This is a genomic window from Cyclobacterium plantarum (genome assembly GCF_011290685.1).
GTDB classification, from domain to species: Bacteria; Bacteroidota; Bacteroidia; order Cytophagales; family Cyclobacteriaceae; genus Cyclobacterium; species Cyclobacterium plantarum.
The window spans coordinates 182347-208904 of record NZ_JAANYN010000003.1 but is presented as its reverse complement, the minus strand read 5'-3'; the positions used below and the strand labels follow the sequence as shown (position 1 = coordinate 208904).

23 protein-coding genes are annotated in these 26558 nt (G+C 43.6%); 12 read left to right on the top strand and 11 right to left on the bottom strand.

The features are described 5' to 3' along the window. Window positions 1-96: 96 nt before the first annotated feature. From gldD to G9Q97_RS08845, 3 genes are read right to left on the bottom strand one after another with little or no spacing between them, the layout of a single operon-like run. Window positions 97-702, bottom strand: coding sequence for a gliding motility lipoprotein GldD (gene gldD, locus G9Q97_RS08855; protein ID WP_166145783.1), 606 nt, complete (start codon window positions 700-702; stop codon window positions 97-99). Further along, the gene (locus G9Q97_RS08850; RefSeq protein ID WP_166145780.1) at window positions 699-1310 is read right to left on the bottom strand and encodes a nitroreductase family protein; all 612 of its coding nucleotides are present in this window, start codon (window positions 1308-1310) and stop codon (window positions 699-701) included. Before G9Q97_RS08850 ends, gldD begins: the two co-directional genes overlap by 4 nt. Before the next feature lie 14 nt (window positions 1311-1324). Beyond that, window positions 1325-3577, bottom strand: coding sequence for a TonB-dependent receptor domain-containing protein (locus G9Q97_RS08845; protein ID WP_166145777.1), 2253 nt, complete (start codon window positions 3575-3577; stop codon window positions 1325-1327). 145 nt (window positions 3578-3722) lie between these two features. On the opposite strand from G9Q97_RS08845, the gene G9Q97_RS08840 reads away from it, so the two are divergent. The 9 genes from G9Q97_RS08840 to G9Q97_RS08800 all read left to right on the top strand — a co-directional run bounded on the left by G9Q97_RS08840 (window position 3723) and on the right by G9Q97_RS08800 (window position 13142). Continuing rightward, a complete protein-coding gene (locus tag G9Q97_RS08840) occupies window positions 3723-4265 on the top strand; it encodes a gluconate 2-dehydrogenase subunit 3 family protein (protein ID WP_166145774.1) in 543 nt (180 codons plus the stop codon). 15 nt (window positions 4266-4280) lie between these two features. Then, window positions 4281-5981, top strand: a complete 1701-nt coding sequence (locus tag G9Q97_RS08835; RefSeq protein ID WP_166145772.1) for a GMC oxidoreductase — start codon at window positions 4281-4283, stop codon at window positions 5979-5981. A gap of 115 nt (window positions 5982-6096) precedes the next feature. Beyond that, entirely contained in the window at window positions 6097-6468 is a 372-nt protein-coding gene (locus tag G9Q97_RS08830) for a DUF3127 domain-containing protein (protein WP_166145769.1), read from the top strand. Window positions 6469-6956: 488 nt separating this feature from the next. Beyond that, window positions 6957-7949: an MFS transporter gene (locus G9Q97_RS08825; protein ID WP_166145766.1), complete on the top strand. Its 993-nt coding sequence runs from the start codon at window positions 6957-6959 to the stop codon at window positions 7947-7949. A 254-nt stretch (window positions 7950-8203) separates the two neighbouring features. Further along, window positions 8204-8521, top strand: coding sequence for a hypothetical protein (locus G9Q97_RS08820; RefSeq protein ID WP_166145763.1), 318 nt, complete (start codon window positions 8204-8206; stop codon window positions 8519-8521). Between the two features lie 87 nt (window positions 8522-8608). After that, window positions 8609-8770: a hypothetical protein gene (locus tag G9Q97_RS08815; RefSeq protein WP_166145760.1), complete on the top strand. Its 162-nt coding sequence runs from the start codon at window positions 8609-8611 to the stop codon at window positions 8768-8770. Between the two features lie 103 nt (window positions 8771-8873). After that, the gene (locus G9Q97_RS08810) at window positions 8874-10907 is read left to right on the top strand and encodes a glycoside hydrolase family 3 protein (RefSeq protein ID WP_166145757.1); all 2034 of its coding nucleotides are present in this window, start codon (window positions 8874-8876) and stop codon (window positions 10905-10907) included. A 107-nt stretch (window positions 10908-11014) separates the two neighbouring features. After that, window positions 11015-12034, top strand: a complete 1020-nt coding sequence (locus tag G9Q97_RS08805; RefSeq protein WP_166145754.1) for a DUF481 domain-containing protein — start codon at window positions 11015-11017, stop codon at window positions 12032-12034. A 148-nt stretch (window positions 12035-12182) separates the two neighbouring features. Next, the gene (locus tag G9Q97_RS08800) at window positions 12183-13142 is read left to right on the top strand and encodes a YihY/virulence factor BrkB family protein (RefSeq protein ID WP_166145751.1); all 960 of its coding nucleotides are present in this window, start codon (window positions 12183-12185) and stop codon (window positions 13140-13142) included. Window positions 13143-13330: 188 nt separating this feature from the next. Here the strand turns inward: G9Q97_RS08800 and G9Q97_RS08795 are convergent, their stop codons facing one another. From G9Q97_RS08795 to G9Q97_RS08775, 5 genes are all read right to left on the bottom strand, one after another. Then, window positions 13331-13828 carry a hypothetical protein gene (locus G9Q97_RS08795; RefSeq protein ID WP_166145749.1) on the bottom strand — a complete coding sequence of 166 codons (498 nt, stop codon included), beginning with the start codon at window positions 13826-13828 and terminating at the stop codon, window positions 13331-13333. Window positions 13829-13959: 131 nt separating this feature from the next. Then, entirely contained in the window at window positions 13960-14478 is a 519-nt protein-coding gene (purE, locus tag G9Q97_RS08790) for a 5-(carboxyamino)imidazole ribonucleotide mutase (RefSeq protein ID WP_166145746.1), read from the bottom strand. Beyond that, window positions 14475-15614 (bottom strand): 5-(carboxyamino)imidazole ribonucleotide synthase, encoded by a 1140-nt coding sequence (locus G9Q97_RS08785; RefSeq protein WP_166145743.1) that lies wholly within the window; start codon window positions 15612-15614, stop codon window positions 14475-14477. Before G9Q97_RS08785 ends, purE begins: the two co-directional genes overlap by 4 nt. Before the next feature lie 109 nt (window positions 15615-15723). Then, the gene (locus G9Q97_RS08780) at window positions 15724-15876 is read right to left on the bottom strand and encodes a lmo0937 family membrane protein (RefSeq protein WP_143155874.1); all 153 of its coding nucleotides are present in this window, start codon (window positions 15874-15876) and stop codon (window positions 15724-15726) included. Between the two features lie 89 nt (window positions 15877-15965). Continuing rightward, window positions 15966-17726, bottom strand: a complete 1761-nt coding sequence (locus G9Q97_RS08775; RefSeq protein ID WP_166145740.1) for a MutS-related protein — start codon at window positions 17724-17726, stop codon at window positions 15966-15968. Window positions 17727-18283: 557 nt separating this feature from the next. Here G9Q97_RS08775 and G9Q97_RS08770 point away from each other — a divergent pair. Further along, window positions 18284-18982, top strand: a complete 699-nt coding sequence (locus G9Q97_RS08770) for a hypothetical protein (protein ID WP_166145737.1) — start codon at window positions 18284-18286, stop codon at window positions 18980-18982. Window positions 18983-19135: 153 nt separating this feature from the next. Here G9Q97_RS08770 and G9Q97_RS08765 read toward each other — a convergent pair whose 3' ends face one another. Genes G9Q97_RS08765 through G9Q97_RS08755 form a run of 3 tightly spaced genes read right to left on the bottom strand, consistent with a single transcriptional unit; the run spans window position 19136 to window position 21819 of the window. Continuing rightward, a complete protein-coding gene (locus tag G9Q97_RS08765; protein ID WP_394352983.1) occupies window positions 19136-19981 on the bottom strand; it encodes a mechanosensitive ion channel family protein in 846 nt (281 codons plus the stop codon). Window positions 19982-20035: 54 nt separating this feature from the next. Beyond that, window positions 20036-20746 carry a methyltransferase domain-containing protein gene (locus G9Q97_RS08760; RefSeq protein WP_317168739.1) on the bottom strand — a complete coding sequence of 237 codons (711 nt, stop codon included), beginning with the start codon at window positions 20744-20746 and terminating at the stop codon, window positions 20036-20038. Next, window positions 20743-21819 (bottom strand): type III polyketide synthase, encoded by a 1077-nt coding sequence (locus G9Q97_RS08755; protein ID WP_166145731.1) that lies wholly within the window; start codon window positions 21817-21819, stop codon window positions 20743-20745. Before G9Q97_RS08755 ends, G9Q97_RS08760 begins: the two co-directional genes overlap by 4 nt. 87 nt (window positions 21820-21906) lie before the next feature. Between G9Q97_RS08755 and G9Q97_RS08750 the strand changes: the two genes are divergently transcribed. Beyond that, window positions 21907-22776 (top strand): UbiA family prenyltransferase, encoded by an 870-nt coding sequence (locus G9Q97_RS08750; protein ID WP_166145728.1) that lies wholly within the window; start codon window positions 21907-21909, stop codon window positions 22774-22776. Between the two features lie 269 nt (window positions 22777-23045). After that, window positions 23046-26480 (top strand): ThuA domain-containing protein, encoded by a 3435-nt coding sequence (locus G9Q97_RS08745; protein ID WP_166145725.1) that lies wholly within the window; start codon window positions 23046-23048, stop codon window positions 26478-26480. Window positions 26481-26558 lie beyond the last annotated feature (78 nt).

The window sequence follows — 26558 nt, the reverse complement described above, 5'->3', positions numbered from 1 at the left end:
GTGTATGGAAAGTACAGAGGTGGGGCTGGGTGAAAATAAACCTAGATAGGCCTATGGACACAATTCCTTGTAAGGTAAACAATTAATCTGGCACAATCAATCAAATTCAACAGTATTTATCAGGTGCATCATATCCTTTTTGATGTATTCGATGATTGGTGCGAGGGAATCATTTTTTACGGCTGTCCTGAAATACAAGGCTCCACGCAGAAAGTGCTGGGTAGAGTCAGTTACAAAAAACTGAAATTGGGTAGGTACTTCACCGCTTAGTTCGGCGACCAAACCAGTATACCCTGTAGGAGTTCTGACTATCCCTTCATCAATACCATAAGCTTTTATCTGATGTTTGAAAGTCAAGTTAAGGGCATCGTCGAGGTACGATTTGAGTTTTTCCTTTTTTCCTTCTATGGCTTTATAAGTAAGGTGTACTCTGGCATTAAGAGAAGTATAATGCAGGTTTATCCAATTTTTTTCTGCCAAATTAAAGGAGTCAGGTTCGATTTGCAGGTGCCTGGAATGCTCAAAAGAATAGGGAAGATCCATATCCAATGACTCAAACTCATGGTCGGGAAGGTCTATCCGATTATACCCTTTGGGTTTGGGAATAAAATCTTCACCACAGGCACTGAACAGCAAAATGACCATGAAAAACCAACAGATGCTCCTTGCAGGCTTAGGGCCATATTTTTCCAGGAACCTCATTTTTCCCTAATCCAGGTTACTTTTTCAGAAATTGGATTTCGTCTGCCCTCAGGCCAGCGGTCGGAAGCGGGCTTGGCCACATAGAAAAACCCCATCAGCATGTCTTCCTCTGCCAGGCCAAAAAAAGGTTTGGCTTCGGGCCAGAAAGTGGGACCACCAGTACCCCAATAAGCCGCCAGACCATGGGCACTTGCAGTCAGGTACATGTTTTGAACTGCCATCGACACGGCCGCTACTTCTTCCATTTCAGGAAGGTTGGCCCTCAAATCCTTCTTCATGCAAATGGCAATGATGTGGGATGCCTTCAGGGGGTTTTCCCTGAACTTGTTGTAGGTGGCGGCTATAAATTTACCGGATTTCTCACTTCGCTCTTTGTAAAGGTTCGATTGAAATTCAGCAAGTTTGTGCAAGCCTTCACCGGAAAAAACCACAAATCTCCAGGGCTCTGTCAGCTTGTGCGTTGGGGCCCAATTGGCATTTTCCAACATTTCCAAAATGATGTGCTCATCAACAGGGTCATTTTCCTTAAACTGGGCCACAAACTGTGACCTCCTGTTCCTGATGATTTTATTGACTTCTTCTATATTAAATATGGGTCTGTTATTCATAATCATTCTAAATGCTAATACTTTAAACCAACCTTTATTCCTCCATAAAAGTTTCTTGTCGCCGCAGGCTGAAAATACCTGCCACCAAAAGGATTCAGGTCATTGCCCAGACTGTAACTGGCATTCGATAGGTTTTCCACCCCGGCGAAAACTTCTACATCCAACCTGGCACTTGCGCTACCCCTCCATCCGGTCCTTGCATTCATCAGGTGATAGGCCTCCTGATAGACCGTATTCGCATCATTGAGCGGTATATCATCCACAAATTGATGGGTAAAATTAAGGTAAAACCCAGGCCTGGTCCGCAGATCCACCTGATTAACCAGGGTATGGGGGGCAACTCCAGTCAGGTCATTTCCGGAATAGTCATTTTCGCCCTGTACGAAATCTGCAAATGTAAAATAATGTCCTGCAAATGTATGGGTAAGTTTCAGTTCTTGTACAAAAGCCAATTGATTCCGAATCAGGGCATAATCCACCAATACTTCAATTCCCTTTTGATCGGTAGCACCTGCATTCCGAAACAAGACTACTCCCTGTTCGTTGGTAAAAGTGGTGATGGTTTCATCCAGTTTGAAATAAAAAGCAGAAGCATCTACATTTACCCTACCCTGATTGAAGCTGGAGCGATAACCTATCTCATAGTTGATCCCCTTTTCTGCTTCCAAATTCAGGTTAATGGTGCCTTCGTTGGTCCTGACCTCATCAATGGTCGGGGGAGAAAATCCCGAACTGATACTGGCATGCAGTGCGGCTGTGGGGTTTAATTTTGCGGATAAGGCGATCCTGGGAACGATTACCGGATCAAAGGTGCGCCTGGCCGTGGAAGGCATCCCATTGATCGCATCAATATTTCTGGCAATATCAAACCTGGAAAAATTTTCGCTGAGGCCCAGTGTCATCAAAAACCTGTCTGAAAGTTCTGCTTCTATCTGCTGAAAAAGGAATGCGGTGGTGGTAAGCAATTCATCACTAAACCGGACCGTGTCGGCCTGTCCGCCCCTGTTGCCAAAATTCTGGGCCGCAGTTTTGGAAAACTGGTACTCTCCCCCGCCAATAAGTCTCACTGGAACAGGGCCCCAGGTAGCATCATAGGTAAAGCTGGACCTGCCGCCATAGCTAAACTGAGTCTCCTTTTTATAATCCAGGTTAAATGGATTTTCAAAATCTACTGTATTGATATAAATTGAAGTTTTATTGCTGAAGTTTGGGTTGAATTGGTAATCGTGCGACAAAATACCATACATGGACTGCTGATCAATGGATGCATTTTGGGCAGCCGATCCGGGTCTCGCCTGACGGGGATTTTCTTCCACCTGGGCCGCTGTCAGCGCACCCGGCAATTCGTAATAAAGGTCGGAATATAACAACTGTGTGGTCAATCTTTGCTTATCAGATGGCTTGAAATGGCCGGTCAGCTGAAGTACTTCTCTATCCATGGCGGTATGATCGCGGTAGCCATCTGCTTTTTGTTTGACGTAGGCCACTTTGATCCCACCCTCTTCCATTTGCTGGTCTACTCCTATACGGTACCGAACCATGCCAAAATCGCCGAAAGAAAGATCTGTACTGATTTTATTTTCTGTTACCTCCTGATCACTACTGAAACTGATCACTCCCCCGTTACCTGCGCCATAAATGCTTCCGGCAGGTCCCTTGATGATTTCCGTATTCTGGATGTTGGAGAGATCCAGCATGTTGAGGGGGGTGGTTCCATCTGCTGCTGTAAAAGGCATACCATTCCAGTAGACCTTAACATTTCTAACACCAAAAGGAGCACGCAGGGAACTTCCACGTATTGAGATCCTATAGCTGGCAGGAGCCCTTTCTTCTACCCTGATACCAGGTTTGGTATTAAAGGCATGGACCAAAGAAGTTTCATTGAACCGATACAAATCGGATTCACTAACCCTGGCAATCCCTGCGGCCTGTTCTAAAAGTGGTCTTTCAGAATCAAAAGAACTCACCACCACCTCTGTCAGTGAATTCTCGGCCCGCTGCAAAGAAACGGTCAACAGGCCGGAAACAGGAACCAACACCCGCCGGCTCTCAAAGGCCACATGACTCAATTGCATTTCTGTAGGTTTATCCAGGCTGAGGCTGATACTTCCATCCCCATCAGCTACATAATTTTGCTGGTTATTTCCTCTCAGAGAGGCAAAAGGAACAGGCTCCTGGGATTGGGCATCGAGAACTTTGATCGTGGTCTGAGCCTGAATGATCCATGGCAATAAAAATAAAAGAATAAAGGTTACGGTTCTAAGCATCAATTTTAGATTTTAACATTGATTATATGGAATGTCAAAATTACCCCATTTTCGCTTTAATCCACCACCGATAAAAAAAACCTGTGGCGCTTAATCAAAAAATCAATAACTTGTCGACACAATTTCAATTAATCTACCAATAACGATGGATAGAAGATCAGCCATGAAGCAATTGGCGGTCCTCACAGGAGGTGTAATCATGATACCATCCTGCGATTTCAGCGAGGAAGCCATTTTGCAAGCCTATCAAAACCTAAACATTACCGCTTCCCAAAAAGCGCTGTTGACAAGGGTCACCAATACCATTTTCCCCGGGACTACCTTGAAAAGGGCGGAAGAGATTCAACTTCAGGATTTCGTGCTTGTCATGTGCAATGATTGTCTCAAAGAAAACCAACAGCAAAGCTTTGTATTGGGTTTGAAACAATGGGATGATTTCACTAAACAAAATTTTGGCCAAGCCTTCTCAAAAATGGATCAGAATGAAGCAGCGGATGCGATCCGGGAGACCATGAGCTTGGAAGCCGCTCCAGAGTCTGATGCCGCCCTCCTGGGGAGGTTTCTGGCCATCACCAAACAATTTGCACTGCAGGGCTACCTGAGTTCGGAATACTTTATGAAGGAGATCAAACCTTATGAATTGGTTCCCGCCCGTTTTTTCGGAAGCAAAAAGATTGAAAACGCATAAAAAGAAACATACGCCATGGCGAATTTGAATATAAAAAGCAAACAAGAAAATACCTATGATGCCATCGTGATCGGATCCGGCATGAGTGGAGGCTGGGCAGCCAAGGAGCTTTGTGAAAAAGGGCTGAAAACCCTGGTACTGGAAAGGGGAAGGGAAGTAAAACATGTACAGGATTACCCCACCACCAACATGATGCCCTGGGAATTTGAACACCGGGGCAATATCCCGGAGGCTGTCAAAAAGGAAAACCCGGTAGTCAGTCGCTGTTATGCGTTCCGGGAAGATGCCCAGCATTTTTTTGTCAAAGATACCGAACATCCCTATGTCCAGGAAAAGCCTTTTGACTGGATCAGGGGCTATCAAACCGGTGGAAAATCCCTGCTTTGGGCCCGGCAGGTGCAGCGTTGGAGCGATTTTGATTTTGAAGGCCCCGCCAGGGATGGTTTTGCCGTTGACTGGCCTATCCGGTATAAGGATATCGCTCCCTGGTACAGCCATGTAGAAAAATTTATCGGTGTTTCTGGTAACAGGGACGGTAAACCAAATTTGCCAGATGGTGAGTTTTTACCTCCTTTTGAACTCACGGCGGGGGAGCAGTACTTTAAGGATTTCCTCCGGGAAAATTATCCGGAAAGGGAAATCATTGTGGCCAGGTGTGCCCACATTACAGGTAACCAGGAGTTTTATGCCAAGCAGGGAAGGGCACTTTGCCAGAATCGCACCCTTTGCCAAAGAGGCTGTCCCTTTGGAGGCTACTTTAGCAGCAATTCCTCTACCTTGCCCTGGGCCGCCAAGACGGGTAACCTGAGCATGCAACACCACGCTGTGGTACATTCCATCATTTACGATGAGGATAAAGGAAAAGCGACGGGGGTACGGGTAATAGATGCACAAACCAAAGAGACTACCGAATACTATGCTGATGTCATCTTTGTAAATGCCAGTGCCCTGAACACCAACCTGATATTGCTCAACTCCACATCAAACCGCTTCCCCAATGGTCTGGGCAATGACAGCGGCGTACTCGGCAAATACGTGGCATTCCATAACTATCGGGCAGGAATTTCAGGCGAATATGATGGGCTGAAGGAGTTTACTACCGAAGGAAGAAGGCCTACATCCGGTTATTTCCCCCGCTTCAGAAACGTTTACAAACAGGAAACTGATTTCCTCAGAGGCTATGCGGCAGGCTTCAGTGCCAACCGCAGCATGATCAATGACTACTCCGGAATTGGTGATGAACTGGAAAAAGCCATGACCCGGGAAAAATATGGCCCATGGAGGGTAGGATCACACATGATGGGAGAAACCATTCCCAAGGAGGAAAGCCAGGTTAGTTTGGATCCCAACCTTAAAGATGCCTGGGGAATTCCCCAGCTGAAAATATCCATGGATTACGATGCCAATGATGAGGCGATGATCAAGGATTACCTGGAACAAATGACCGAAATGTTTGAGGCGGCGGGCTTTACCAATATCCGCACCCGCGACGACAAGCGGGCACCCGGCTTGGACATACACGAAATGGGAGGAGCGAGAATGGGAAAAGATCCCAAAACCTCGGTCCTGAACGAGTGGAACCAGATCCACAGCTGCCCCAATGTATATGTAACGGATGGAGCCTGTATGACCTCCACAAGTACGCAAAACCCCTCTCTGACCTACATGGCTTTTGCTGCCCGTGCAGTGGATCATGCAGTGAAGAACCTGGGATAGGGAGCTGCCATAAAATCAGGTTTCAAGCCCGTACTGTGTTTATTCGGACAGGAGAAGGTTTTAAAATCCAATCGCTTTTAAGTACCTTCGTTTTTTCAATCATCAACCAGCAAACATGGAAATATCAGGAAAAATCATTCAGGCACTAGAAGAGCAATCAGGCAATGGCAGGAATGGGACCTGGCGAAAAAGGGATTATATCATGGAAACCCCGGGTCAGTATCCAAAAAAAGTCTGCCTTACCGTTTGGGGCGATAAAATTGACCAGTTTAATATACAGGAAGGCAGCGAACTCACCGCCAGCATAGAAGTGGAAAGCAGGGAATACAATGGAAGATGGTATACAGATGTGAAGGTTTGGCGGGTAAACAGTCAGGAAAATAACAATGGAGGAGGAGGAGGAGCTGCAGCTGGTACCCAGAAAAATGACCAGCCCGATGTCAGCACCTTTAGCGATGACAGCGAAGGAGATATTTTGCCTTTTTAAAAATTCGACAAGAGCTTTCCTCATGGATTGACCAAAACAAATCTGTAGATTTTTTGGTCAATCCATTGCAGGATTTGCACCCATTATCAATAGATAAGTTGCTAAATATTTAATGTCCTTTATGGGCATTAATGGACCAATCCTTGATTTGGCAGGGGTTCGAAATTCTATTTTTTGCCGGATGGTGGCACCTTCTTTCATCCTCTTTTTTTAGACTTTAGCTCAGCAATTAGGGAAAAACAGGCAAAACCCAAACAAATTGCTGTGAGTTAGGAGTGTTCTGGTGCAGTTGACAGATTTATGTATTTTTTGATTATATTTAATGTATACTGCTCAATGAGAATACATTATGTCCTTAAGCCTGTCCTTTAGATCCAATTTTACCTCCGAAGTAGTATTGTGCCGGCGAAACGGTTTCTCTAGTTTCCGAATGCCGCCATTCCTTGTATCATTAAAAACTAATTCTTTAACAAATCTCCAATATCATTATGAAAAAGCTATTCAAACCCGCCAGTCTGCTATTTAGCTTGCTTTCCCTTGTTGTCTTCTTTTTGATTGGAATGTTGTATGCAGGTTGGATTGATGCGGGAAAGGGCCAGGGTTTGGCCGGTGGGGCCATAGTATTGGGCTGGGGGGTGATTTTTGCTTTGATCGCTTTTGTGGTCTCTTTTTTCTTGACCTACCGCATTGTACACAAAAAAATAATTGTTCTAAACTGGGTTTTGTTCGCCCTTCTGCTTGCAGGCTATGGTATCATCCATTACAACTATGTACAAAGGGAAAAATCAAAGGAAAAAAATGACATTCCCCCAATGGAAAAACCAAATGCGCCCAGCAAAACAACGGATCCGGCAAGTATGTTGACTTCATTTAATACCGTTAAGGAGGAAAAAAAGTTAAGCCCGCAAAATATGGAATCCATTACCGGAATGGGTTTTTTTTCGCCTGATTTTTATGAAAACCAGGTCCTTTATTTTTACAGCGAGCCAAATTTAGAAAAACCCATTCAAGAGCATGCAGTATATGACAGCATCACTTTCCGGCAAAATCAACACCGGCAATTTGAAATCGCCACAGCACCCCCCTGGCTGGTTCCGGATATCATGAAGTTGGATTATGACATGCTTTATTTCAAAATCAGCAGTGTCAGCGATGAATGGGTGGAGATAGTGGTGAATGCCCAAAATGGGCAAACTGCTTATATCAGTAAATATGCTGGGAATGTGGTGTATTGGCCTGACTTTTTACTCTCTGTAAATTCTGTAGAATTCCTCCCGGGTTCGGAAGAAAAAGTCAGGGCCCGTCCGTTTTCTGCTTCGGGAATTATCCGAACCCCCTACGAATTTATGAAGCCCTTTAAAATAAAAGAGGACTGGGCAGAAGTCTTTCTGCTGGATGGGGGGTTTCAAAGGGTTGGCAAAGGCTGGATACAATGGAAGAAAGGAGATAAATTACTCGTCCAATTTAATTTATTGAGTTAAAATTACAGCCCGATGATTAAAAATGAGCGATGGTAAATAGTACGAAAAAATTCATACCTATTAATTACTCTTCCTCAATGCATGGAAAGTAATCCTTATATAGGCTGTCCTGTTTCTCTGCCAACAGGACATTTCTAAATAAGAAAATCAAATAACAGGCCGGAGAAAAAATAAAGAAATTCGATAAACCTAAAGGAAAACCATCAAAATAATTGAGGAAAATTTAGTAATGTTTATCTCAAAAATCATGAAAAATGGACAAGGTTGAAATCTGGCAAGGAATAATAATCGGTGCCGTTGGCGGTGCCATCGCAGGATTGGTCATTTGGCTGGCTGAATTGTCGCGCCAGAAATACCTGAAATATTGCCATACAAAACGGGTATTGAAATGGCTGGAAGAAAACACAAAACCAAAACATTCGGAGGTATGGCGTTCCACAAGAGCCATAGCAAGTCATAACAATCTACCGGAAGACAGGATCCGTTTTATTTGCAGCCATTCTGACAAAATTCAACTGAATACAAAAGACGGAAACGAATCAAAAGAACTTTGGAAACTAAAGCAATTATGAAACTCCAATTCGATCCCATCAAGATTACCAAAAGCAAGCAACCCCATTGTTGTCTTTCTTGACGGGCAGCCTTTAAGCAGTAGTGAATTGGATTTCACTTTAACGCAAGACAGTTTAAGCCTCACTGAAAAAGGAGTTGGGAACAATATCGTGCTGATGGATAAACAAACCCTGAAAAACGTACAAGAACGATTAAAGATCAAATGCGGAGCAGCCCATTTTGACCGATTTGGAGAAACCATCTATTAATCGGGAACAAATGTGGAAGATTTGCTTTGACAACGTCAATTTTCTTGATTATTTTCAACACTCATCTTAAAATTCCTCCTTGTCGATAACCTAACAATTCACCATGACCTACCTTTTCCGATTTTTCCTTTTATACTTTGTGACCCATGTCAGTCATGCACAGGGCACCTATACCCACCAACCCCCAATCGAAGCCCGGGCTGTTAATCTTTTACATGAAGGACAATTACGTTTCAAAGACCTCAACAAAAACAAGCAACTGGATGGCTATGAGGATTGGCGCCTGCCGGTGGAAAAGCGGATCGAAAACCTGCTTGGCCTGATGAACTTGGAAGAAAAGGTGGGCATGCTGCTGATCAATACGCTGAATGCAGGAGAATACGGAGAAATGACAGCACAGGCAGTCCAATTCATAGAAGATGAAAAAATGACCCGCTTTGTATTAAGGAATGCGCTAAAGGAAAAGCCAAACCGATCCGCTGCAGGCAACTCTTTTGGTGGTGTGGAGATCAGTCCCTTTGAGGCTGCGCAGTTTACCAATTCCATCCAGGAACTGGCAGAAAATACACGGCTTGGCATACCCGTTGTTTTTAAGTCCAATGCCAGAAACCATGTGGACTTTGATGCCAGGGCGGGAATAAATGTTTCCTCCGGGTCTTTTTCCGGCTGGCCCAAAGAAAGTGGTTTGGCAGCGACAAGGGATATGGCATTGATTGCTGACTTTGCCAAAATCATGGCCAAAGAATGGACTGCCGTTGGCCTGCGTGGCATGTATGGCTATATGGCTGACCTGTCTACCGAACCACGCTGGTACAGGGTGCATGAAACCTTCACCGAAGACAGTGAGTTGGCCTCCAATATCATTTCGGTATTGGTCAAAAACCTGCAGGGCGAATCCCTGAATGCCAATAGCGTTGCCCTGACCATCAAGCATTTTCCCGGTGGAGGTCCACAGGAAGGAGGAGGAGATCCCCATTACGATTTTGGGAAAAACCAGGCCTATCCATCGGATAATTTTGACTATCACCTGGCACCCTTTCAGGCGGCTATCGAGGCAGGCGCATCATCCATCATGGCCTATTATGGCATTCCTGTAGGCCAACCCTACATGCCCAACGATGTAGGAATGGCCTTCTCAAAGGGAATCCTTACGGATTTATTGAGGGATAGACTTGGATTCAAAGGTTATATCAACTCTGATACCGGCATCATTGGTGATCGGGCCTGGGGTCTGGAAGACAAAAGCATAGAGGAGCAAATCCTCATTGCAATTGAGGCAGGTACAGATGTGCTTTCCGGATTCAACGACAATAAACAATTATTGGGCATGGTTCAATCCGGGAAACTTTCAGAAAGCAGGGTGGATCTTTCTGTAGAAAGGTTATTAAGGGAACAATTCGAATTGGGATTGTTTGAAAATCCTTACGTGGACCCCAACCGGGCGGCTTACCTGCTGGGGAATCCGGCACACCAAAGGAAAGCCGATATCGCCCAGAGAAAATCGATCGTACTGCTGCAAAACAAAATGAACTTGCCCCTGGCAATGCCTGAGAAAGGTGACTCACTCGTGGTATATACCATGGGTGTCAATCATGAAGTCTTTGCTGACCCAACATGGGCAGCCATCAAGGCAGTTTCAGGTGATCAGCAGGATGAAAATGACGGCGTTGTGCAAATCAGCGATGATATTGACTATGCCATCATCCGGGTAAATGTTTCGAATAGCGGCAGAGAAAGCGGACGTCGCTTTGGAGGTGCAGCTCCCGAAGAACTCGATTTGCTGTCATTTTCAGCTATGGAGGGATCCACATCCTGGGAAATCAGCCCTTCTTTGACTGAAATAAAAGGTATTATGGATATGGTTGGTCCTGAAAATACGGTTTTGGCCATTGATTTCCGGCAGCCCTATGTGCTGGATGAAAATTGTGGTTTTCTCAATGCAGGCGCAATTCTGGCTACTTTTGGCGTCAATGATGCTGCCCTGCTTGATATACTGACCGGAAAATTCAAGCCTGCGGGAAAGCTTCCCTTTGCCCTGGCCAATAAGCCGGAGGCAATTGTCAATCAGGCTCCCGATGCTCCGGGATATCCTGAAAAGGACACCCTCTATCCTTTTGGGTTTGGCTTGACTTATTGAAATGATTTTACTGGAAAAAATAAAATAAACGCAGGTATCCTTACAAAAACCACCAAACTTTCTCTTTCTCTAAAACCAGGCCCAAAATTAATGCATAAAAAAATGACATGATAAGCCGTTCCCTACTTCTCTTTTTTGTTTTTCTGTTGTTTTCTGTCACAGGGACCCATGCCCAAAGCGATTCTTTGTTGGTAAAAAACAACCAATACCTGATTGGAGAAATCAAATCTATGGAAAGGGGTGTTTTGGTAATCGAAACACCTTATAGTAAATCAGATTTCAGGGTGAAGTGGGGAGAAATTCTGGCCATCTATTCTGAAAGACTATTCATTACCTCGAGCAAGTCAAGCAATAGGATCTACGGGAAAATCAGCAGTCCGGAAACAGGGTTTTTGAAAATTATTTCTATAGCTAAAGATGAATATATTTTTCCTGTAGCAGATATTTTGTACATCAAGTCGGTCAACAGGGGATTTCTCGACAGGTTAAGTGCAAGTGTGGATTTTGGCTTTACCCTGACCAGGGCCAGAAATCAAAGGCAATTCTCTGCCCGAAGCCATCTTGGTTACATTGCTCAAAAGTGGTCCTTTGATGCGGCTTTTAATAAACTGGTAACTGCACAAGATGAAATAGAAGACATTAACCGAGGTGACGGAAACCTGACGGCCATATATTTTCCAAGGCGGAATTGGTTTGCCTTGAATAGGTTAGAGTACTTGTACAATACGGAGCAAGCCCTTGATTTGAGGTTCAATACACTGTTTGGGGCAGGAAGGGATTTTTTTAAATCCAACACCCTTTACTGGAGGGTTTTTGGCGGTCTGGCATTCAATAATGAGAATTTTTCAGGAGAGTCTATGGACCGGAGGAGTGCTGAAGCATGGGTTGCCTCTGAATTGAATATTTTCGATATGGGTGATGTAAGCCTGCTTAGCAATATTTTTGTTTACCCAAGCCTAACGGAAAAGGACAGGGTAAGAATTGATTACAGGTTGGACCTCAAATATGACATGCCATTGGATTTTTATATCAAGACGGGCATGACTTTGAATTACGACAATCAGCCATTTCAATCTTCCCGTTCAGTGGATTATATATGGCAAACAACCCTGGGATGGAGTTGGTAATGGGGAGAAATTAAGCATCAGAAATGATTTATCTTGGATAATTTGACGGATTCACAATTGGAATAAACGGAATATTAGATAATAAGGGCATGATTAATGCTGAATGAAAATATTACCTGAATAGCAGGTAACATTTATTTTTTTTGAAATGATAAGAAGAAAAAGTGCCCAATTAAAAAAGCCTGGAATATTTAAGATCGTCCATTTACCCGGGCTTTTTTGGAAAGCGGCCAAGATCTGGAATGACAACAATCCCTGGAGACTAGGGGCTGTGGTGGCCTACTATGCTGTATTGTCTCTTCCGGGATTACTGATCATCATTATCAATACCGTGGGAGCTTTCTGGGGAAAAGAGATCGTTGAAGGGCAAATTACAGGAGAAATTTCAGAAGCTTTAGGTGCAGATGCAGCCTATGCAGTAATTGCCATCATAGAGAACACTCAAAAAGATGGAAGGACCTTATTTGCTACCATTTTTGGAATTGCGGTGTTGGTATTTGGTGCTACAGGCGTATTTTACCAGCTTCAGATATCTATGAATGAAATTTGGGGGGTGAAAATTGATCCTAAAGCCGGATACTGGAAAATTATCAAAGACCGGGCTTTGAGTTTGGCATTTGTCATGGCCATTGCTTTTTTATTGATCATTAGTTTTGTAATTTCTACCGCACTGACTTTGGTCAGTACCTACCTGGCTCGTTTATGGGAACCCGGATACGTGGAAATTGCTTATGTATTGGAGTTTTTGTTTTCCACAGGTGTCCTGGGAGGCTTGTTTGTTTTGATTTTTAAATTTATGCCCGACATGAGAGTCCGCTGGCAGTCGGTTTGGCTGGGAGGATTTATCACGGCCTTTCTTTTTAACCTGGGTAAAATTCTGCTGAGCCTTTATTTTGGAATTGCAGAGCCCGGATCTACTTATGGAGCGGCAGGCTCTGTGGTTCTGGTTTTATTATGGGTATCCTACTCCTGCCTGATCTTGTTTTATGGGGCAGCATTTACGCGGGTTTATGCTGAAAAGTATGGTCCAAAACTGCATCCTGAGGACCATGCCATGATTGTGGAAAACAAGGAAGTGATCATTGAGAGGGGAAGAAAAAGTTCGTGATTAAAGCAAAATAAGCTTTCAAAATTGATTGGCAGTAATGAAATAAAGGACCATAAAAATAGCAGCATTTTAAATGCCCACCAAGAGGGTTTTATTATGGGAGTGGATTATTAATCAGGAGGAGTTTTCTGGCTTTTGTTCAATTTTTTATACCCATACTGGTTTTGATAAATTCATTCAATTTCAGGTTATTGGAAATATCCCAGCTTGTTAAAGGTCTTTTTGGGATTGCACCGGGCCGAAGAAACCGGATTGCAAGAAAGATGCATTTCCAATCGGGTTCCATTCTCAATTAATTTCAGGTCAGCCGATGTCTCAGCGTAAGGACTCACAGGACTAAGTTGATCCAATTGCCCATAAAAAGTGCCTCCAACATGGAGCAGGCGTTTGCTTTCCCGCATCATTAAACGCCTCCCTTCCAGCAGGTAAATACCTTCTGCATAGTGCCTGTAACCCAGCATCACATTGGTTTCTGGATCCCGATAACCCATCCAGTGCTCATAGGCACCATTATCGTAAAAATTAATGGTCTCTTCTTGTAACAATTGACTGTCCTGGTTTTCGAGGTCAAATCGTTCTATCCAGGTACCCGTCAGTGCCCCTGGGAGAATGGGGGCTTCCGAATCTGTACAGGCAATATGAAAAAGGAAAAAAGCTAGCATCGGATACGCAATTGCAGATTTCATGGGAGGTATTGTTATAGTTATACAGAAAAGACGGATAAATTTCCCCTTTTGTCCCATTTCTATGGTGAAAATTCAATTCCCCTAAAAAAACCACTAATATATATGGAAATATAAAGGCTATAAAATACGACCTATTCCCCCAAAATTTCCCTCCAGCCCTTTTGTTCTACTTCCTCTGCACTGTCTTCCACCTTTGCCTTCATGGACCTTTTGAAAGCTTCCATGCGATTTCCCACCGTCTCATCAAAAGCCCCTACGATGGAAGCAGCCAGGATACCGGCATTCTTTGCCCCATTCAGTGCTACTGTGGCTACCGGAATACCGGAGGGCATCTGAAGAATTGAAAGAATACTGTCCCAGCCATCGATGGAATTGGAGGACTTTACAGGCACCCCAATTACTGGCAGGGTGGTCAGGGATGCCACCATTCCCGGGAGATGGGCTGCTCCCCCTGCCCCGGCTATAATTACCTTAATGCCTTTTTCCCTTGCCTTTCCGGCATAATCGATCATCCGATCCGGTGTTCTGTGGGCCGAAACGATCGTTAGCTCGTAACCAACTTCGATCTCCTCTAAAAATTTCGCTGCTTCTGCCATGACTGGAAGATCCGACTGGCTGCCCATGATAATGCCTACCTTGATATCGCTCATGCTTTAATTTTAATTAATTCTTTTATTCGCTGAGCTTTCTCTCTCAGCTTTTTCATGTCTTCTTCCAACACCGTCACATGTCCCATTTTGCGAAAAGGTTTGGTCAGTTTTTTTCCATAAAGATGCAGGTACACCCCTTTTTCCTGAATCGCTTCATCCAATCCCTCCACTAGTACTTCGCCTGTAAACCCGGCTTCACCCAGTAAATTGACCATTGCTGCTGCACTCCGAATACCGGTATGCCCCAAAGGCATGCCCATCACCGCCCGAAGATGCTGTTCAAACTGAGAGGTGAAATTTGCTTCTATGGTGTGGTGCCCGCTATTGTGTGGGCGGGGGGCAATCTCGTTGACAAGAATTTCCCCGCTTTTGGTAACAAACATTTCCACTGCCAACAAGCCTACCATACCCAACTTCTCGATCACCTCGATGGCCAGGTCCTGCGCCTTATTGTCTGTTTCAGGAGAAATGGTTGCCGGTGAAAATAAAAATTCAACCAAATTGTGTTCGGGATGGAAGGCACATTCCACAGAAGGGAAGGTTTTTACTTCTCCCTGTTCATTTCTGGCGACTATCACAGCCAACTCCTTGTCAAAATCCACAAACTTTTCGAGTAAACCCGGCGCATCAAAGGCCTTGTCCAGTTCAGCGGTCTCCCGGATGAGCTGTACGCCACGACCGTCGTAGCCCTCTTTCCCCAATTTATGCACCGCAGGCAAAAACTCCACATGTTGCCTCACATCTTCTTTGTCATCGGTCAGCAAAAATGGGGCTGTGGGAATACCGTGGTCCAGGTAAAATTGCTTTTGTTTCCTTTTATCCTGAATCATTTCGATGATATGGGGCTGGGGAAAGACATTTTTACCTTCCTTCTCCAGTTGATAAAGGGCCCGGGTGTTGACGTGTTCAATTTCTATGGAAACCACATCACATGCCTTTCCAAAGTCATAAACAGTCTGGTAGTCCTTCAAATCTCCCTGAACAAAATGGTTGCATAGGTTTTTACAGGGAGCGTTTGCATCAGGATCAAGAATATGAATGTTCAGGTTGTAATTGATCCCGGATTGAATGAGCATCCTGCCCAATTGCCCTCCACCCAAAATACCTAAGGTTTGTTGCTGGTAATTTATGTGCACGATATTGCTGGTTTACTATCTATTGAAAGCAAAAATAGGTATAATATACGATTGGAAACAAAAAAAGCCGCCCATTTGGGCAGCCTTTACTTAAATATTATGAATACGGCTATACAGATCTTCCACCTATTAGGCGAAACAAAACCGCAATCACTGCCAAGACCAATAGTATATGAATCAGTCCACCTACGCTATAAACAAATGCTCCAAAAATCCACCCTATAACAAGGATGATGGCAATCAAATATAATAAAGAACTCATAGTGGTGTTGGTTAAATTAATTTATATATTTTATACATAAATTACCAAAATGTATGCCAAAAAAATTAACCGGTTATTTTTCGCCTGTTTCAATAGATCTTTATACCCATTAGTTCCATAAGTTTTTGAGCGTTAAAATTTGGGCAGGGTCCTCGTTTGATGGTATAATCAAAAACAATTTTGTCCTGCTGAATATCATGGTGAAAACTATAGTTGACCAATGAAGGCATGCGGTTTTCCAATTCGCTCAATTCTATGTCATGTGTGGAAATGATGCCTTTGGATGCACTTTGAGCCAGCTGTCGTATCAATGCCTCACTACCCGTGATCCTATCCGAGGTGTTGGTACCTTTTAATATTTCATCCAAAAGGTAAAATATGGGCGTACCATTGGCAGCATGATCCAGTAATCCTTTGATCCTGGCCAGCTCGGCATAAAAAGAACTCACACTTTCACCCAGGCTATCCGTATTTCTCATGCTGGTATACAATTGAAAAGGGCCGCATATAAAGGTTTCCGCAAAAGGGGGTACGCCCATTCCAGCCAATACCAAATTGATGCCCACTGTGCGCATGAATGTAGTCTTTCCGGACATGTTGGACCCTGTGAGTAAGACTACTTGCTCCTTTTCATTTAGGGAAAAATCATTGGCAATACAGGTCTCTGGTTTAATCAAAGGATGTTTTACCGCTTTCATGGTCAACACTTTCTCCCTTGACCAGCTGGCAGGGTTGGTCAGCTTCTCCTCTTGTATAAAAGAAGCCAAAGAGACCAGGGCTTCCCAATTCTCAAAATTTTCTTCCCAGTCTTTCATGCTTTTTCCTACCTTTTCTTTCCAACTGGCCAGACGGTAAAGCAGATAAAAATCTGTCCAGAAAAACACATTGAAAATCAGGTACATTAAATTGGTTCTGTTCTGAATCAAGAATGTCAGGCTTTCCAGTTGTTTCAAAGCCTCGGAAGCAAAAAATCCATGACTTTTTACCGGCTCCTGATAGGTTTGCAACAAAGGATGGTCAAAGCTCTCTTCCTCCAACAAACCAGCCCATGCCTGGAAAGTCTTCAGGTCACTGTCATTGGGCATGGCTTTCATGGCCTTCATCAGGGGTTTGAAAACCAGGCTCAATACGCCCAGTCCGATCAAAATAAACAAACTCAGGTAGGCAGCAGGGATATACCCAAACAAGACCCCAATCAAGACCAGTAATCCCGAAATCGGTCCCAGGATCATTGGCAGGAGATAAACAGGCCTCCAGGTAACCTGACTTTTCAGCCATTGATAGAACAGTTCCTTGGATTTTTCCTGCTTCAGAAAAGCTTTTCCCAGTGCTTCAAAGACAACAAGAAATTTTCCTTTTTTACTCAATTCCATCAAAGCCTCCTGTTTTCTCCCTGCCTCCTCCCGCGGCAGCGCAAATCTCATCCATTGAGCAAGTTTCTTGCTTCCTCCTTTGCTTACGGTATGATTGATCAATTGAAAAAGGGAATGCTCACCAAAGAGGTCAAGATCACTTGAAAAGGGATGTCTCGGATCTATAAATTTGGACCCGGAATCGAAGCCTGACAATTCCCTCTCCTTCCGTTTCTGTTTCATGTCGGCAATTTCCTTTACTGCCAGATAAAAACCTTCCACATCTTTTTGGTGATTAAATTGAAGGATAAGCCAAACAAAAAGAATACTCAAGGGTATAAAAAACAAAACGGTCCAATGGGCTTCAGCAATTCCCACCACCAGGACTGTTCCCATCAGAAAAAATAAAATCAACCTGCCTATGGAAAGTAGTAGTATTCTATTTCGGGCCAATTCCAGAGATTTGTCCGGATCGGTAAGCTCAAATGAAGTATTCATGTATGCTGTTGGTTCATGGATCAGGGGCCAAAGATAAAATTAATTTTTGGGCTTACAGATAAGCCTTCAAAAACAAGACTTAGTCGCTTTTATGCGTTGGCCATTTACCCCTAATCAGACCTCATGATTTCACGTAAAACTGAAAGGTCAAAAATACTGAAAAGCCATAACAGTAATTTTTAAACATTAAATTACACATTATTAACAAAAAATAGCACCAACAAATCGGAATAACCAATAATATTAATTCAAGCTGCATTTTTTAATTTGGAAAACACACTTTTAAGTGGATTTTTGAAAGTATACCTATTTTTTTGTTTTTTGAAATCAAATATATGTTTTGTTAATTTTTATAATTAATTAATTTGTTTTTTACTAGTTTAACAATTTATTCAGTATTACTTTTCGATTACAAACAAACGATCATTGACTTAAGCAGAAGGATACAGATGGGAAACCCAAAACTATATTTGGTGAAATGGTTGGTTGCAATCTTTCCTTTCTTTCTTTTTTCCTGTATTTCAGCGGAACAGGAGGGCCCGAATTCAACATCAGCAATGATTCCCACTATGGAGGTTTCTGAAATGATGGGATTGATAGAGGAAGTGGATCTTTTGGTACTTTCCGCAATGCAACAGGATTTAACCCAGCAAAAAATAATGCCTTTGCTGGACGAATCAAGCTGCCCCGGTACCAGAATTAGCAGGGATGAAAAAAACAAAAGGATAACAGTAGATTATGGCGAAGGTTGTGTCAGCAATAGAGGTTTGGAAAAAAAAGGTATACTTACCATTTCCTACACCGCTAATTTCCTGCATAAAGGTAGCCAATTGACCATTGGATTTGAAAATTTTTCCTTAAACGGGAAACAAATGGAAGGTCAGCGAAAATTGGAAAATAAAGGATATCAGACAGAAAGCAGAAGCTTAAGATTTGCTTCTGAAGCCATAAATTTCCAGCTGACCAATTCGAACAGACAAAAGTTCACCATAAACCAGTCGTATATCAGAGATTTACAGCTGTCTACAGAATATGCCGGTTTTAGAATTTACTTATCCGGATCAGGAACATTGTCAACGGACGATTATTCCAAAACATCTTTTGAAATCGTAAAATCAATCGTTTTTCTGCAGGAATGTATGGAATCTGGTGTACCTGCACCTTCCGAGGGAAGCATGCAACTGATCAGCGATAAAAATGAAAAAATATTGATCAATTATGACAGGGATGGATGTTTATTAAATCATCCGGAGTAAAGATTTTATTTTTTAGAAAATAAATTACGTGTGCGGTTGGATGAGAAGTTGATTGAATTTTGGTAGTTGGTTATTTTTTAATGTAGGGTTTGCCCGGAGCCTCTTTAACTTGGTAGTGTTGGAGGCTCCGGCTTTTTCACCCTTTTGATAAGATTACCCTTTAATTTCTGGCTTTCCTTCCGGAAAAAAGTGATGCACATCCCGCTGAGGAAAAGGCACTTCTATGTCGTGCGCTTCCAGAGACTCTTTAATAGATTCCATATTATCCCAAAATACCGGCCACAAATTATCTGCATCTGCCCAACACCTTACTGACAAGTCCAGTGAATTATCGCCAAAATTAGTGAAATAAACAGCAGGAGCAGGATCTTCATGGATCCGATCATCCTTTTTCAAGGTATCCAAAATGACCTGCCGGGTCTTTTTTAAATCCGTTCCATAAGCTACACCCACAGCCATTTCCACACGGCGGGTGGGCTTGACAGAAAAATTGGTAATACTGTTGTTTGCCAGGGCTCCGTTAGGAATAGTTACCACTTTATTGTCAAAATTCCTGACTGTGGTATAAAGAATGGCAATGTTTTCTACTGAGCCTAAGGTTCCCTGTGCTTCAATGGTATCTCCCACTTTAAAAGGCTTAAAAATCAGTATCAGTATTCCTCCTGCAAAATTGGCCAATGAACCTTGAAGGGCCAGACCAATGGCCAAACCTGCAGCACCCAAAATGGCAATGAAGGCCGTAACTTCAACCCCCAGGGTGGACAATACCGCCAGTATCAACAAAACATAAAGTAATCCCTTTAAAAAGCTGCTTAAAAAACTTGATAGGGAGGGATCTACATCATATTTAACGAATATTTTGTCGATTGCCTTAAGTGTAAAATTAATTACCCATTTACCGATGAAATAGATAATTACAGCGATCAAAATACTTTTTAGTGCAAGTAAAATAAGTGGCAGTGCATTTTCCATCATGCCTGCAAAATCAATGGTATCCATATCCATAATTTATTGTATTTATTGGTTTAAATGATTCAAAATACGAAAATTTACTCAGAACCAGCAAATAACCTGCCACCTGAAGGCCCAATGCCAGGAAATTTGGAATTTTTCAACTCCTGAAGCTTTTAGAATTTTTTCCCAGTCCGATTTGGAAAAAGCCCTCAACACAGAAAGAGGGGCGTCATTCTTTACCATTCCAGACCTTGAAAACAATGCCGTCAGGCCCATTATGCTATAATAAGCCAGGAAATGACGGTGCAAGTCATTGATCACCAATCCCAGCCTGCCCACAGATTTGAAGTTTGCTAAAAGTTCGATGAGTTCTTCATTTGTAAAATGATGGGTAAATAAGGTACATGTCAAAATATCCGCTTTTTGCTTCAGAAATCCGGGATCAAACACATTGCCCACCCTGAAGTCAACATCCACCTCTGCCGCCCTTGCATGCTGCTTTGCAAGGTTTATAATGTGCGGGTTGGCATCTACCCCGATCACCTGGCTGGAGTAGCCCCTATCGCTGGACCATTTTTTTATCAGCATGGCCATATCGCCTCCTCCACAACCCAGGTCTGCAATGGTATAAAGCTCCTGGGGTCTTTCACTGATCAGTTGTTCCAAACCAGAGGTGGTAACGCTGTTGCCACCCAGCAGCCTGTTGATGGTTTTCAGTTCCCGAAGCGTCTGTTCCAATTCCATTCCATTGCATTGCAAATCGTCCATTAATTCTTTGGCCTGACTCCTTCGTGAAAATTTACCCATCATTTTTCTACCAGTAATGTTTCCAATGTTAGCCCCGGGCCAAAACCCATGGCCAATATTTCCCCCTGAATGGTAGGGTCTTCCAGAATAGCAGCCAAGACGAATAAAATGGTGACGGATGACATGTTTCCAAATTTCTCTAAAATCCGGTGGGAATGAAAGTTCTGTTTTTCTCCAATACCAAAGGCAGCTTCTATTTTTCTTAAAATTTGTTTCCCGCCGGGATGAATGGCAAACTGACTGATCCGGGAAATGCCAAACTTTTTCTCCAAATTGATCTTAAACTCCTGTATACCATTGCTCAATAATTCTGGTATGTACTTACTGAGCTTCATTTCAAATCCAAAATCCCCAATGGACCAGGCCATTTCTGACTCCCCCTCTATCAAAATATTGCTTTGGTATTGCTTGATGCCAAGGCCCCCGGCAGAAGTTTTTATGAGCACCGCTGCAGCCCCATCACCAAACAAAGCATTGGCAATTACATTGTCCTCATTGTAGTCTTTTTGAAAATGAATGGTGCAAAGTTCCACACCTACCAGCAATACCTTTGCTTCCGGTTCGCTTCGGCATATCCTGTCGGCCAACTTAATCGCATTGAACGCCGCATAGCAGCCCATAAAATGAATCGCATACCTCTCTATGGTATTGCTGAATCCCATTGCCTGAATAATGTCCATTTCCACACCCGGGGCATACATTCCGGTGCAGGAAACCAATACCAGATGGGTAACATTTCCAGGCAATTCATCCGCTTTCAGCAGGCAGCGCTGAATGGCAAGGTTTGCCAAAAGGGGTGCCTCCTTCCGGAAAACATTCATCCTGCTGGCTGTCCCCGGAAAAGGCTCCAGGGTATTGTTGTTGGGAAAAAAATTAAACTTATCCGGATCTTCATGATTAAAATCCTTTAAAGCACTGTAACGTTGCCGGATTCCGGATTTGCGGTAGACAAAACTTAGTTTCCTGCTTTCACTGCTATTCAGTCCATGAGCCATTTGCATAAAACGACTGATGTTTTCCTGTGGAATGGGATTTCCCGGGTTGGCCAGCCCAATACTGACGATATGGCTTTGCATGGATTTCAATTTAGCTGAATTTTATTGTAATTTTCAAGATAAGTAAAAAACAGTTGCCTTGGCGAAAAGTTATCAAGCTTTCCAGTTATGTTTAAAAAATCCAGTTGGGAACACTTAAGAATCCCCTTTTCTTTTTACCTGATGCCCGTATTTTTGTTTGCATTGGCCACTGTTCCCGAAGTGGATACTTTCCGGGCCATTTGGGTATGGGTCATCCTTCATTTATTGCTATATCCCTCCAGCAATGGCTACAACAGTTATTTTGACAAGGACGAAAAGAGCATTGGCGGGCTGAAAAACCCCAAAAAGGTAACCAAAGGGCTTTATTATCTCTCCCAAACATTCTTTTTCCTCGCCCTTTTGTTGTCCACACTTTTGGGTCCTGTTTTTTTATTCATGGTATTGGTTTACGGTTTGGTGTCCATGGCCTACAGTCATCCGGCTATCCGGCTAAAAAAATACCCTTTCATCAGCTGGCTTACTGCGGGCTTTTTTCAGGGGGCATTTACTTTCGGGATGTGTTATGAGGGGTTTTCAGGGTCTGGTTTAGCTGAGTTGGCACAAAAAGAGGTCTGGATACCGGCCATGCTTACGAGTGTGCTTCTATTGGGATCCTATCCGCTAACACAGATATACCAGCATGAGGAAGATCTTAAAAGAGGGGATATCACCCTAAGCATCAAACTTGGGATAACAGGTACTTTTGGTTTTGCAGCCATCTGGTTCCTGCTGGGAGGCCTGGCCTTTGTGCAGTATTTTATGAGTATGAATTTATCTTCAGCCATTTGGGCTTTTTTATTCGCCATGTTGCCGGTGGTGGGCTATTTTTCGCTTTGGTTTTTACTGGTCCAAAAAAATCCGCAAAAATATGTCAGCCACCAGATGGCCATGTGGATGAACAAAATATCCGCTACAGCCCTGAATTTGTTTTTCATTTATTTGGCAATGCATGGCTAATCGTTTCTTTTTTGACTTTGTTGTACCTGAAACAGGCAAAACTTTCCACTCAGGTTCCAGGGGTATTTGCTGAAAATCTAATTGGAGTGGATGTTTAAATGGTTTGGCATATCAGAGAATTACCCATTTTCCTGGCAAAGAATTAGCATCCGAAATTCGAACGCTTTTGTAATCAAAATGGGGTTTAGGGGCATTTAAACTAAAATATTGATAAACGGAAGCTACATAAAAAAGATATTCTTTATATTGCTGCAAAAATCAAACAAAGTATGTATATCAAACGCGTGATAAAGGGCTTTATGGCCCTTTTGTTTGCCGGGCTTTTTATAGGGGCCTGTTCAACCAGATCCGGAGACCCAAAAGTATTGGTTTTCTCCAAAACATCGGGTTATTACCATGAATCCATCCCGGATGGTATTCAGGCAATTTTAAAATTAGGAGTGGAAAATGGTTTTCAGGTAGACACCACCACCAATGCAGCATTGTTTACTGAAGAAATTCTGGAACAATACAGTGCGGTTATATTTCTTAGTACCACTGGAGATGTACTTAACCATTACCAGGAAGCGGATTTTGAAAGGTACATACAAGCTGGAGGTGGTTATGTAGGCATCCATGCTGCAGCGGATACTGAGTATGATTGGGCCTGGTATGGAAAAATGGCTGGAGGGTATTTTTCTGATCATCCGGGCATCAATGACCCACATCCCAATGTACAGGAAGGGCTAATTGATGTAGTAGATAAGTCCCACAGCAGTACTTCTTTCTTACCGGACCAATGGACCAGAACCGATGAATGGTACAGTTACAAGGATTTCAATGAAAGTGTACAGGTATTGATGACCCTGGATGAGGACAGTTATCAGGGAGGAGAAGACATGGGCGAGCATCCCATTGCCTGGTACCATGAGTATGATGGTGGAAGGGCTTTTTACACCGGAGGAGGACATACATCGGCCTCCTTTGAAGAGGAACTGTACCTGCAACACCTGCTTGAAGGTATCAAGTACGCCATTGGAGCAAATAAGAAGCTTGACTATTCAAAAGCCATTAGCAAGAGGGTTCCCGAAGCCAATCGGTTTGAAAAAGTGTCCATGGTAAAGGGCGAATTTACCGAACCCACTGAGATGGCCATTCTCCCCAATCTGGATATTTTGATTGCACAAAGAAGAGGGGAAATCCTGCATTATAAAGCAGGTGATTCCACCACCACTCAATTGACAAGCCTGGATGTTTATTGGAAAACAGATGTGCCCAGGGTAAATGCAGAGGAAGGCCTGATGGGTATTCAGGTAGATCCTGACTTCGAAAATAACCATTGGGTATATGTTTTCTACAGTCCCACGGGCAAATCCGTCAACCGGCTAGCCAGGTTTAAATTTGAAGAGGACGAATGGAAAATGGATTCCGAACAGGTCATTCTGGAGTTTTATTCCCAGCGGGATATTTGCTGCCATACTGGCGGGTCCATTGCCTTCGACAGTGAAGGTTTGCTCTACGTATCGGCAGGCGACAATTCAACGCCATTTAATCAACCAAACCAGGAGCATACCTTAAGGGGATATGCTCCCCTGGACGACAGGCCCGGATTTGAGCAGTACGATGCCGCCAGGTCTTCCGGAAATACCAATGACCTGAGAGGAAAAATAATCCGGATCAAAGTCAATGAAGATGGAAGCTACAGTATCCCTGAAGGAAATCTTTATCCCGAGGGGATGGAAGGAACCAAACCGGAAATTTATGTTCAAGGTAACCGAAACCCATACCGAATCTCTGTAGACAAAAAAACAGGTTATCTGTATTGGGGTGAAGTAGGGCCTGATGCAAGGGCAGACAGCTTGGGAGTAAGGGGCCCCAGGGGATATGACGAGGTCAATCAGGCCAAGAAAGCCGGCTTTTTTGGTTGGCCATTCTTTGTAGGAGACAACTACCCCTACAATGCCTATGATTTTAATACTGGTGAACCAGGTATACAATTTGACCCTCTTTCCCCGGTAAACCTATCCAAAAACAATACCGGTTTGCGGGAGCTTCCTCCAGCCCAACCGGCCTTTATCTATTATCCTTATGACCAATCAGAAGCATTTCCGCAGGTAGGGACCGGCGGAAGAAATGCCATGGCAGGTCCCGTTTATTATTCCGATCTTTATCCAAACGGTGGGGGTCTTCCGGATTATTACGATGGAAAGCTATTCATCTACGAATGGATCAGGGGCTGGATAAAAGTGGTTACCATGGATGAAAACGGGGATTATTTGAAAATGGAACCCTTCATGGAGGGTGTCAGGCACAATGCCCTGATCGACCTTGAACTTGGTCCGGATGGTAAGTTGTACCTGCTGGAATATGGAAATGGCTGGTTCAGTGCCAATCCGGATGCTGCGCTGTCAGTAATCAACTATAATCCTGGCAACAGGGCTCCGGTCATTGCAGGATTATCCTCCGACAAGACCTCCGGAAGCCTGCCCCTGGAGGTAAGTCTCAAAGCCGATGTTATGGATCCGGAAAATGACCCACTGACCTATAACTGGGATTTGGGAAATGGAGAATCCATTACTACGGAAGTACCGGAGTTGACGTACACCTACAATGCCATTGGGGATTATGACATTTCCCTTCAGGTGAGCGACCCGGACAATGAAACGGCCAATAGCAATACGATTAATGTATATGCAGGGAATGTGGCTCCGGAAATCAGTATTGAATTTACCAGCAACGGCAGTTTCTATTTTCCAGGTAAGATAGTAGCCTATGAAGTCAGTGTCAACGATCCTGACGATCCCAAAGCAGGGGAAGACTTATCCTCCCTGTATGTTTCGGCAGATTACATCGACGGCTTTGATATGGCAGAAGCCTCCATGGGTCACCAGGTCATGTCAGAAGCCATGGCCGGCAAAAGTATCATGGAATCACTTACCTGTAAAACCTGCCACAAGGTAGATGCCGCTTCCATAGGGCCGGCCTATACAGCGGTATCCAAAAAATATGAGGGAGATGCCGGTGCTGTGGATCATTTGGTCAATAAGATCCTCAAAGGTGGCTCTGGGGTTTGGGGGGAGACCATGATGCCTGCCAACCCGGATCTCAAGGAAGGAGATGCGAGAAAAATCGTTGCCTGGGTGTTATCACTGGGAGATCTGGAGAGCCTGGCGGCTTCGCTTCCCGCTAGCGGTGTAATAGAGCCGGCACTGGGTAAAGAAATGGCCCCCAATGGCGTAATGATACTGAATGCCAGTTATACAGATCGCGGGGCTGAAAATATTAAACCCCTGAGTTCTTCTACCTCGGTATTCCTGAGAAACAGTAAAATCAATTTAGGGAATGTGGACGAAATTGAAGGATTCAATACCTATGATGTAAATGGACAACAAATTTTATTGGCACCTACCTCAAAAGGCCATTTTGCATTAAAACAAATTGATTTGGATGGCATTTCAGGTATTTCCTTCCTGGCAGGTTCCCAAAATCCTTTTGATTTCGGTTACACGGTTGAAGCCCGGGTCGGCGGTCCCGAGGGCAAATTGATCGGACAGGAAATCATCAGAAAAAAGCCGGCCGAAGGCATGGCACAGTATCCTTTTGAGCTGTCTTTTAAAGATGCTGGCAATCTGGGATATCAGGATCTTTACATTGTGACGGCTGCTTTAAACGAGGAAGAATCCGTCAATATGGCAATCATGTCAATGGAAATGATACCGGAATAATAGACAGAATAGGTAATGCGTTAAGGCAGAAATATATACTTGCCACCTACAGCTAAAACCACCCTTTACCACTATGTG

Bases quoted from the DNA above. Each gene is read 5' to 3' on its own strand.
- gldD (WP_166145783.1), bottom strand. From the start codon at position 702: ATGAGGTTCCTGGAAAAATATGGCCCTAAGCCTGCAAGGAGCATCTGT.
- G9Q97_RS08850 (WP_166145780.1), bottom strand. From the start codon at position 1,310: ATGAATAACAGACCCATATTTAATATAGAAGAAGTCAATAAAATCATC.
- G9Q97_RS08845 (WP_166145777.1), bottom strand. From the start codon at position 3,577: ATGCTTAGAACCGTAACCTTTATTCTTTTATTTTTATTGCCATGGATC.
- G9Q97_RS08840 (WP_166145774.1), top strand. From the start codon at position 3,723: ATGGATAGAAGATCAGCCATGAAGCAATTGGCGGTCCTCACAGGAGGT.
- G9Q97_RS08835 (WP_166145772.1), top strand. From the start codon at position 4,281: ATGGCGAATTTGAATATAAAAAGCAAACAAGAAAATACCTATGATGCC.
- G9Q97_RS08830 (WP_166145769.1), top strand. From the start codon at position 6,097: ATGGAAATATCAGGAAAAATCATTCAGGCACTAGAAGAGCAATCAGGC.
- G9Q97_RS08825 (WP_166145766.1), top strand. From the start codon at position 6,957: ATGAAAAAGCTATTCAAACCCGCCAGTCTGCTATTTAGCTTGCTTTCC.
- G9Q97_RS08820 (WP_166145763.1), top strand. From the start codon at position 8,204: ATGGACAAGGTTGAAATCTGGCAAGGAATAATAATCGGTGCCGTTGGC.
- G9Q97_RS08810 (WP_166145757.1), top strand. From the start codon at position 8,874: ATGACCTACCTTTTCCGATTTTTCCTTTTATACTTTGTGACCCATGTC.
- G9Q97_RS08805 (WP_166145754.1), top strand. From the start codon at position 11,015: ATGATAAGCCGTTCCCTACTTCTCTTTTTTGTTTTTCTGTTGTTTTCT.
- G9Q97_RS08800 (WP_166145751.1), top strand. From the start codon at position 12,183: ATGATAAGAAGAAAAAGTGCCCAATTAAAAAAGCCTGGAATATTTAAG.
- G9Q97_RS08795 (WP_166145749.1), bottom strand. From the start codon at position 13,828: ATGAAATCTGCAATTGCGTATCCGATGCTAGCTTTTTTCCTTTTTCAT.
- purE (WP_166145746.1), bottom strand. From the start codon at position 14,478: ATGAGCGATATCAAGGTAGGCATTATCATGGGCAGCCAGTCGGATCTT.
- G9Q97_RS08780 (WP_143155874.1), bottom strand. From the start codon at position 15,876: ATGAGTTCTTTATTATATTTGATTGCCATCATCCTTGTTATAGGGTGG.
- G9Q97_RS08775 (WP_166145740.1), bottom strand. From the start codon at position 17,726: ATGAATACTTCATTTGAGCTTACCGATCCGGACAAATCTCTGGAATTG.
- G9Q97_RS08770 (WP_166145737.1), top strand. From the start codon at position 18,284: ATGATTCCCACTATGGAGGTTTCTGAAATGATGGGATTGATAGAGGAA.
- G9Q97_RS08765 (WP_394352983.1), bottom strand. From the start codon at position 19,981: ATGGATACCATTGATTTTGCAGGCATGATGGAAAATGCACTGCCACTT.
- G9Q97_RS08760 (WP_317168739.1), bottom strand. From the start codon at position 20,746: ATGATGGGTAAATTTTCACGAAGGAGTCAGGCCAAAGAATTAATGGAC.
- G9Q97_RS08755 (WP_166145731.1), bottom strand. From the start codon at position 21,819: ATGCAAAGCCATATCGTCAGTATTGGGCTGGCCAACCCGGGAAATCCC.
- G9Q97_RS08750 (WP_166145728.1), top strand. From the start codon at position 21,907: ATGTTTAAAAAATCCAGTTGGGAACACTTAAGAATCCCCTTTTCTTTT.
- G9Q97_RS08745 (WP_166145725.1), top strand. From the start codon at position 23,046: ATGTATATCAAACGCGTGATAAAGGGCTTTATGGCCCTTTTGTTTGCC.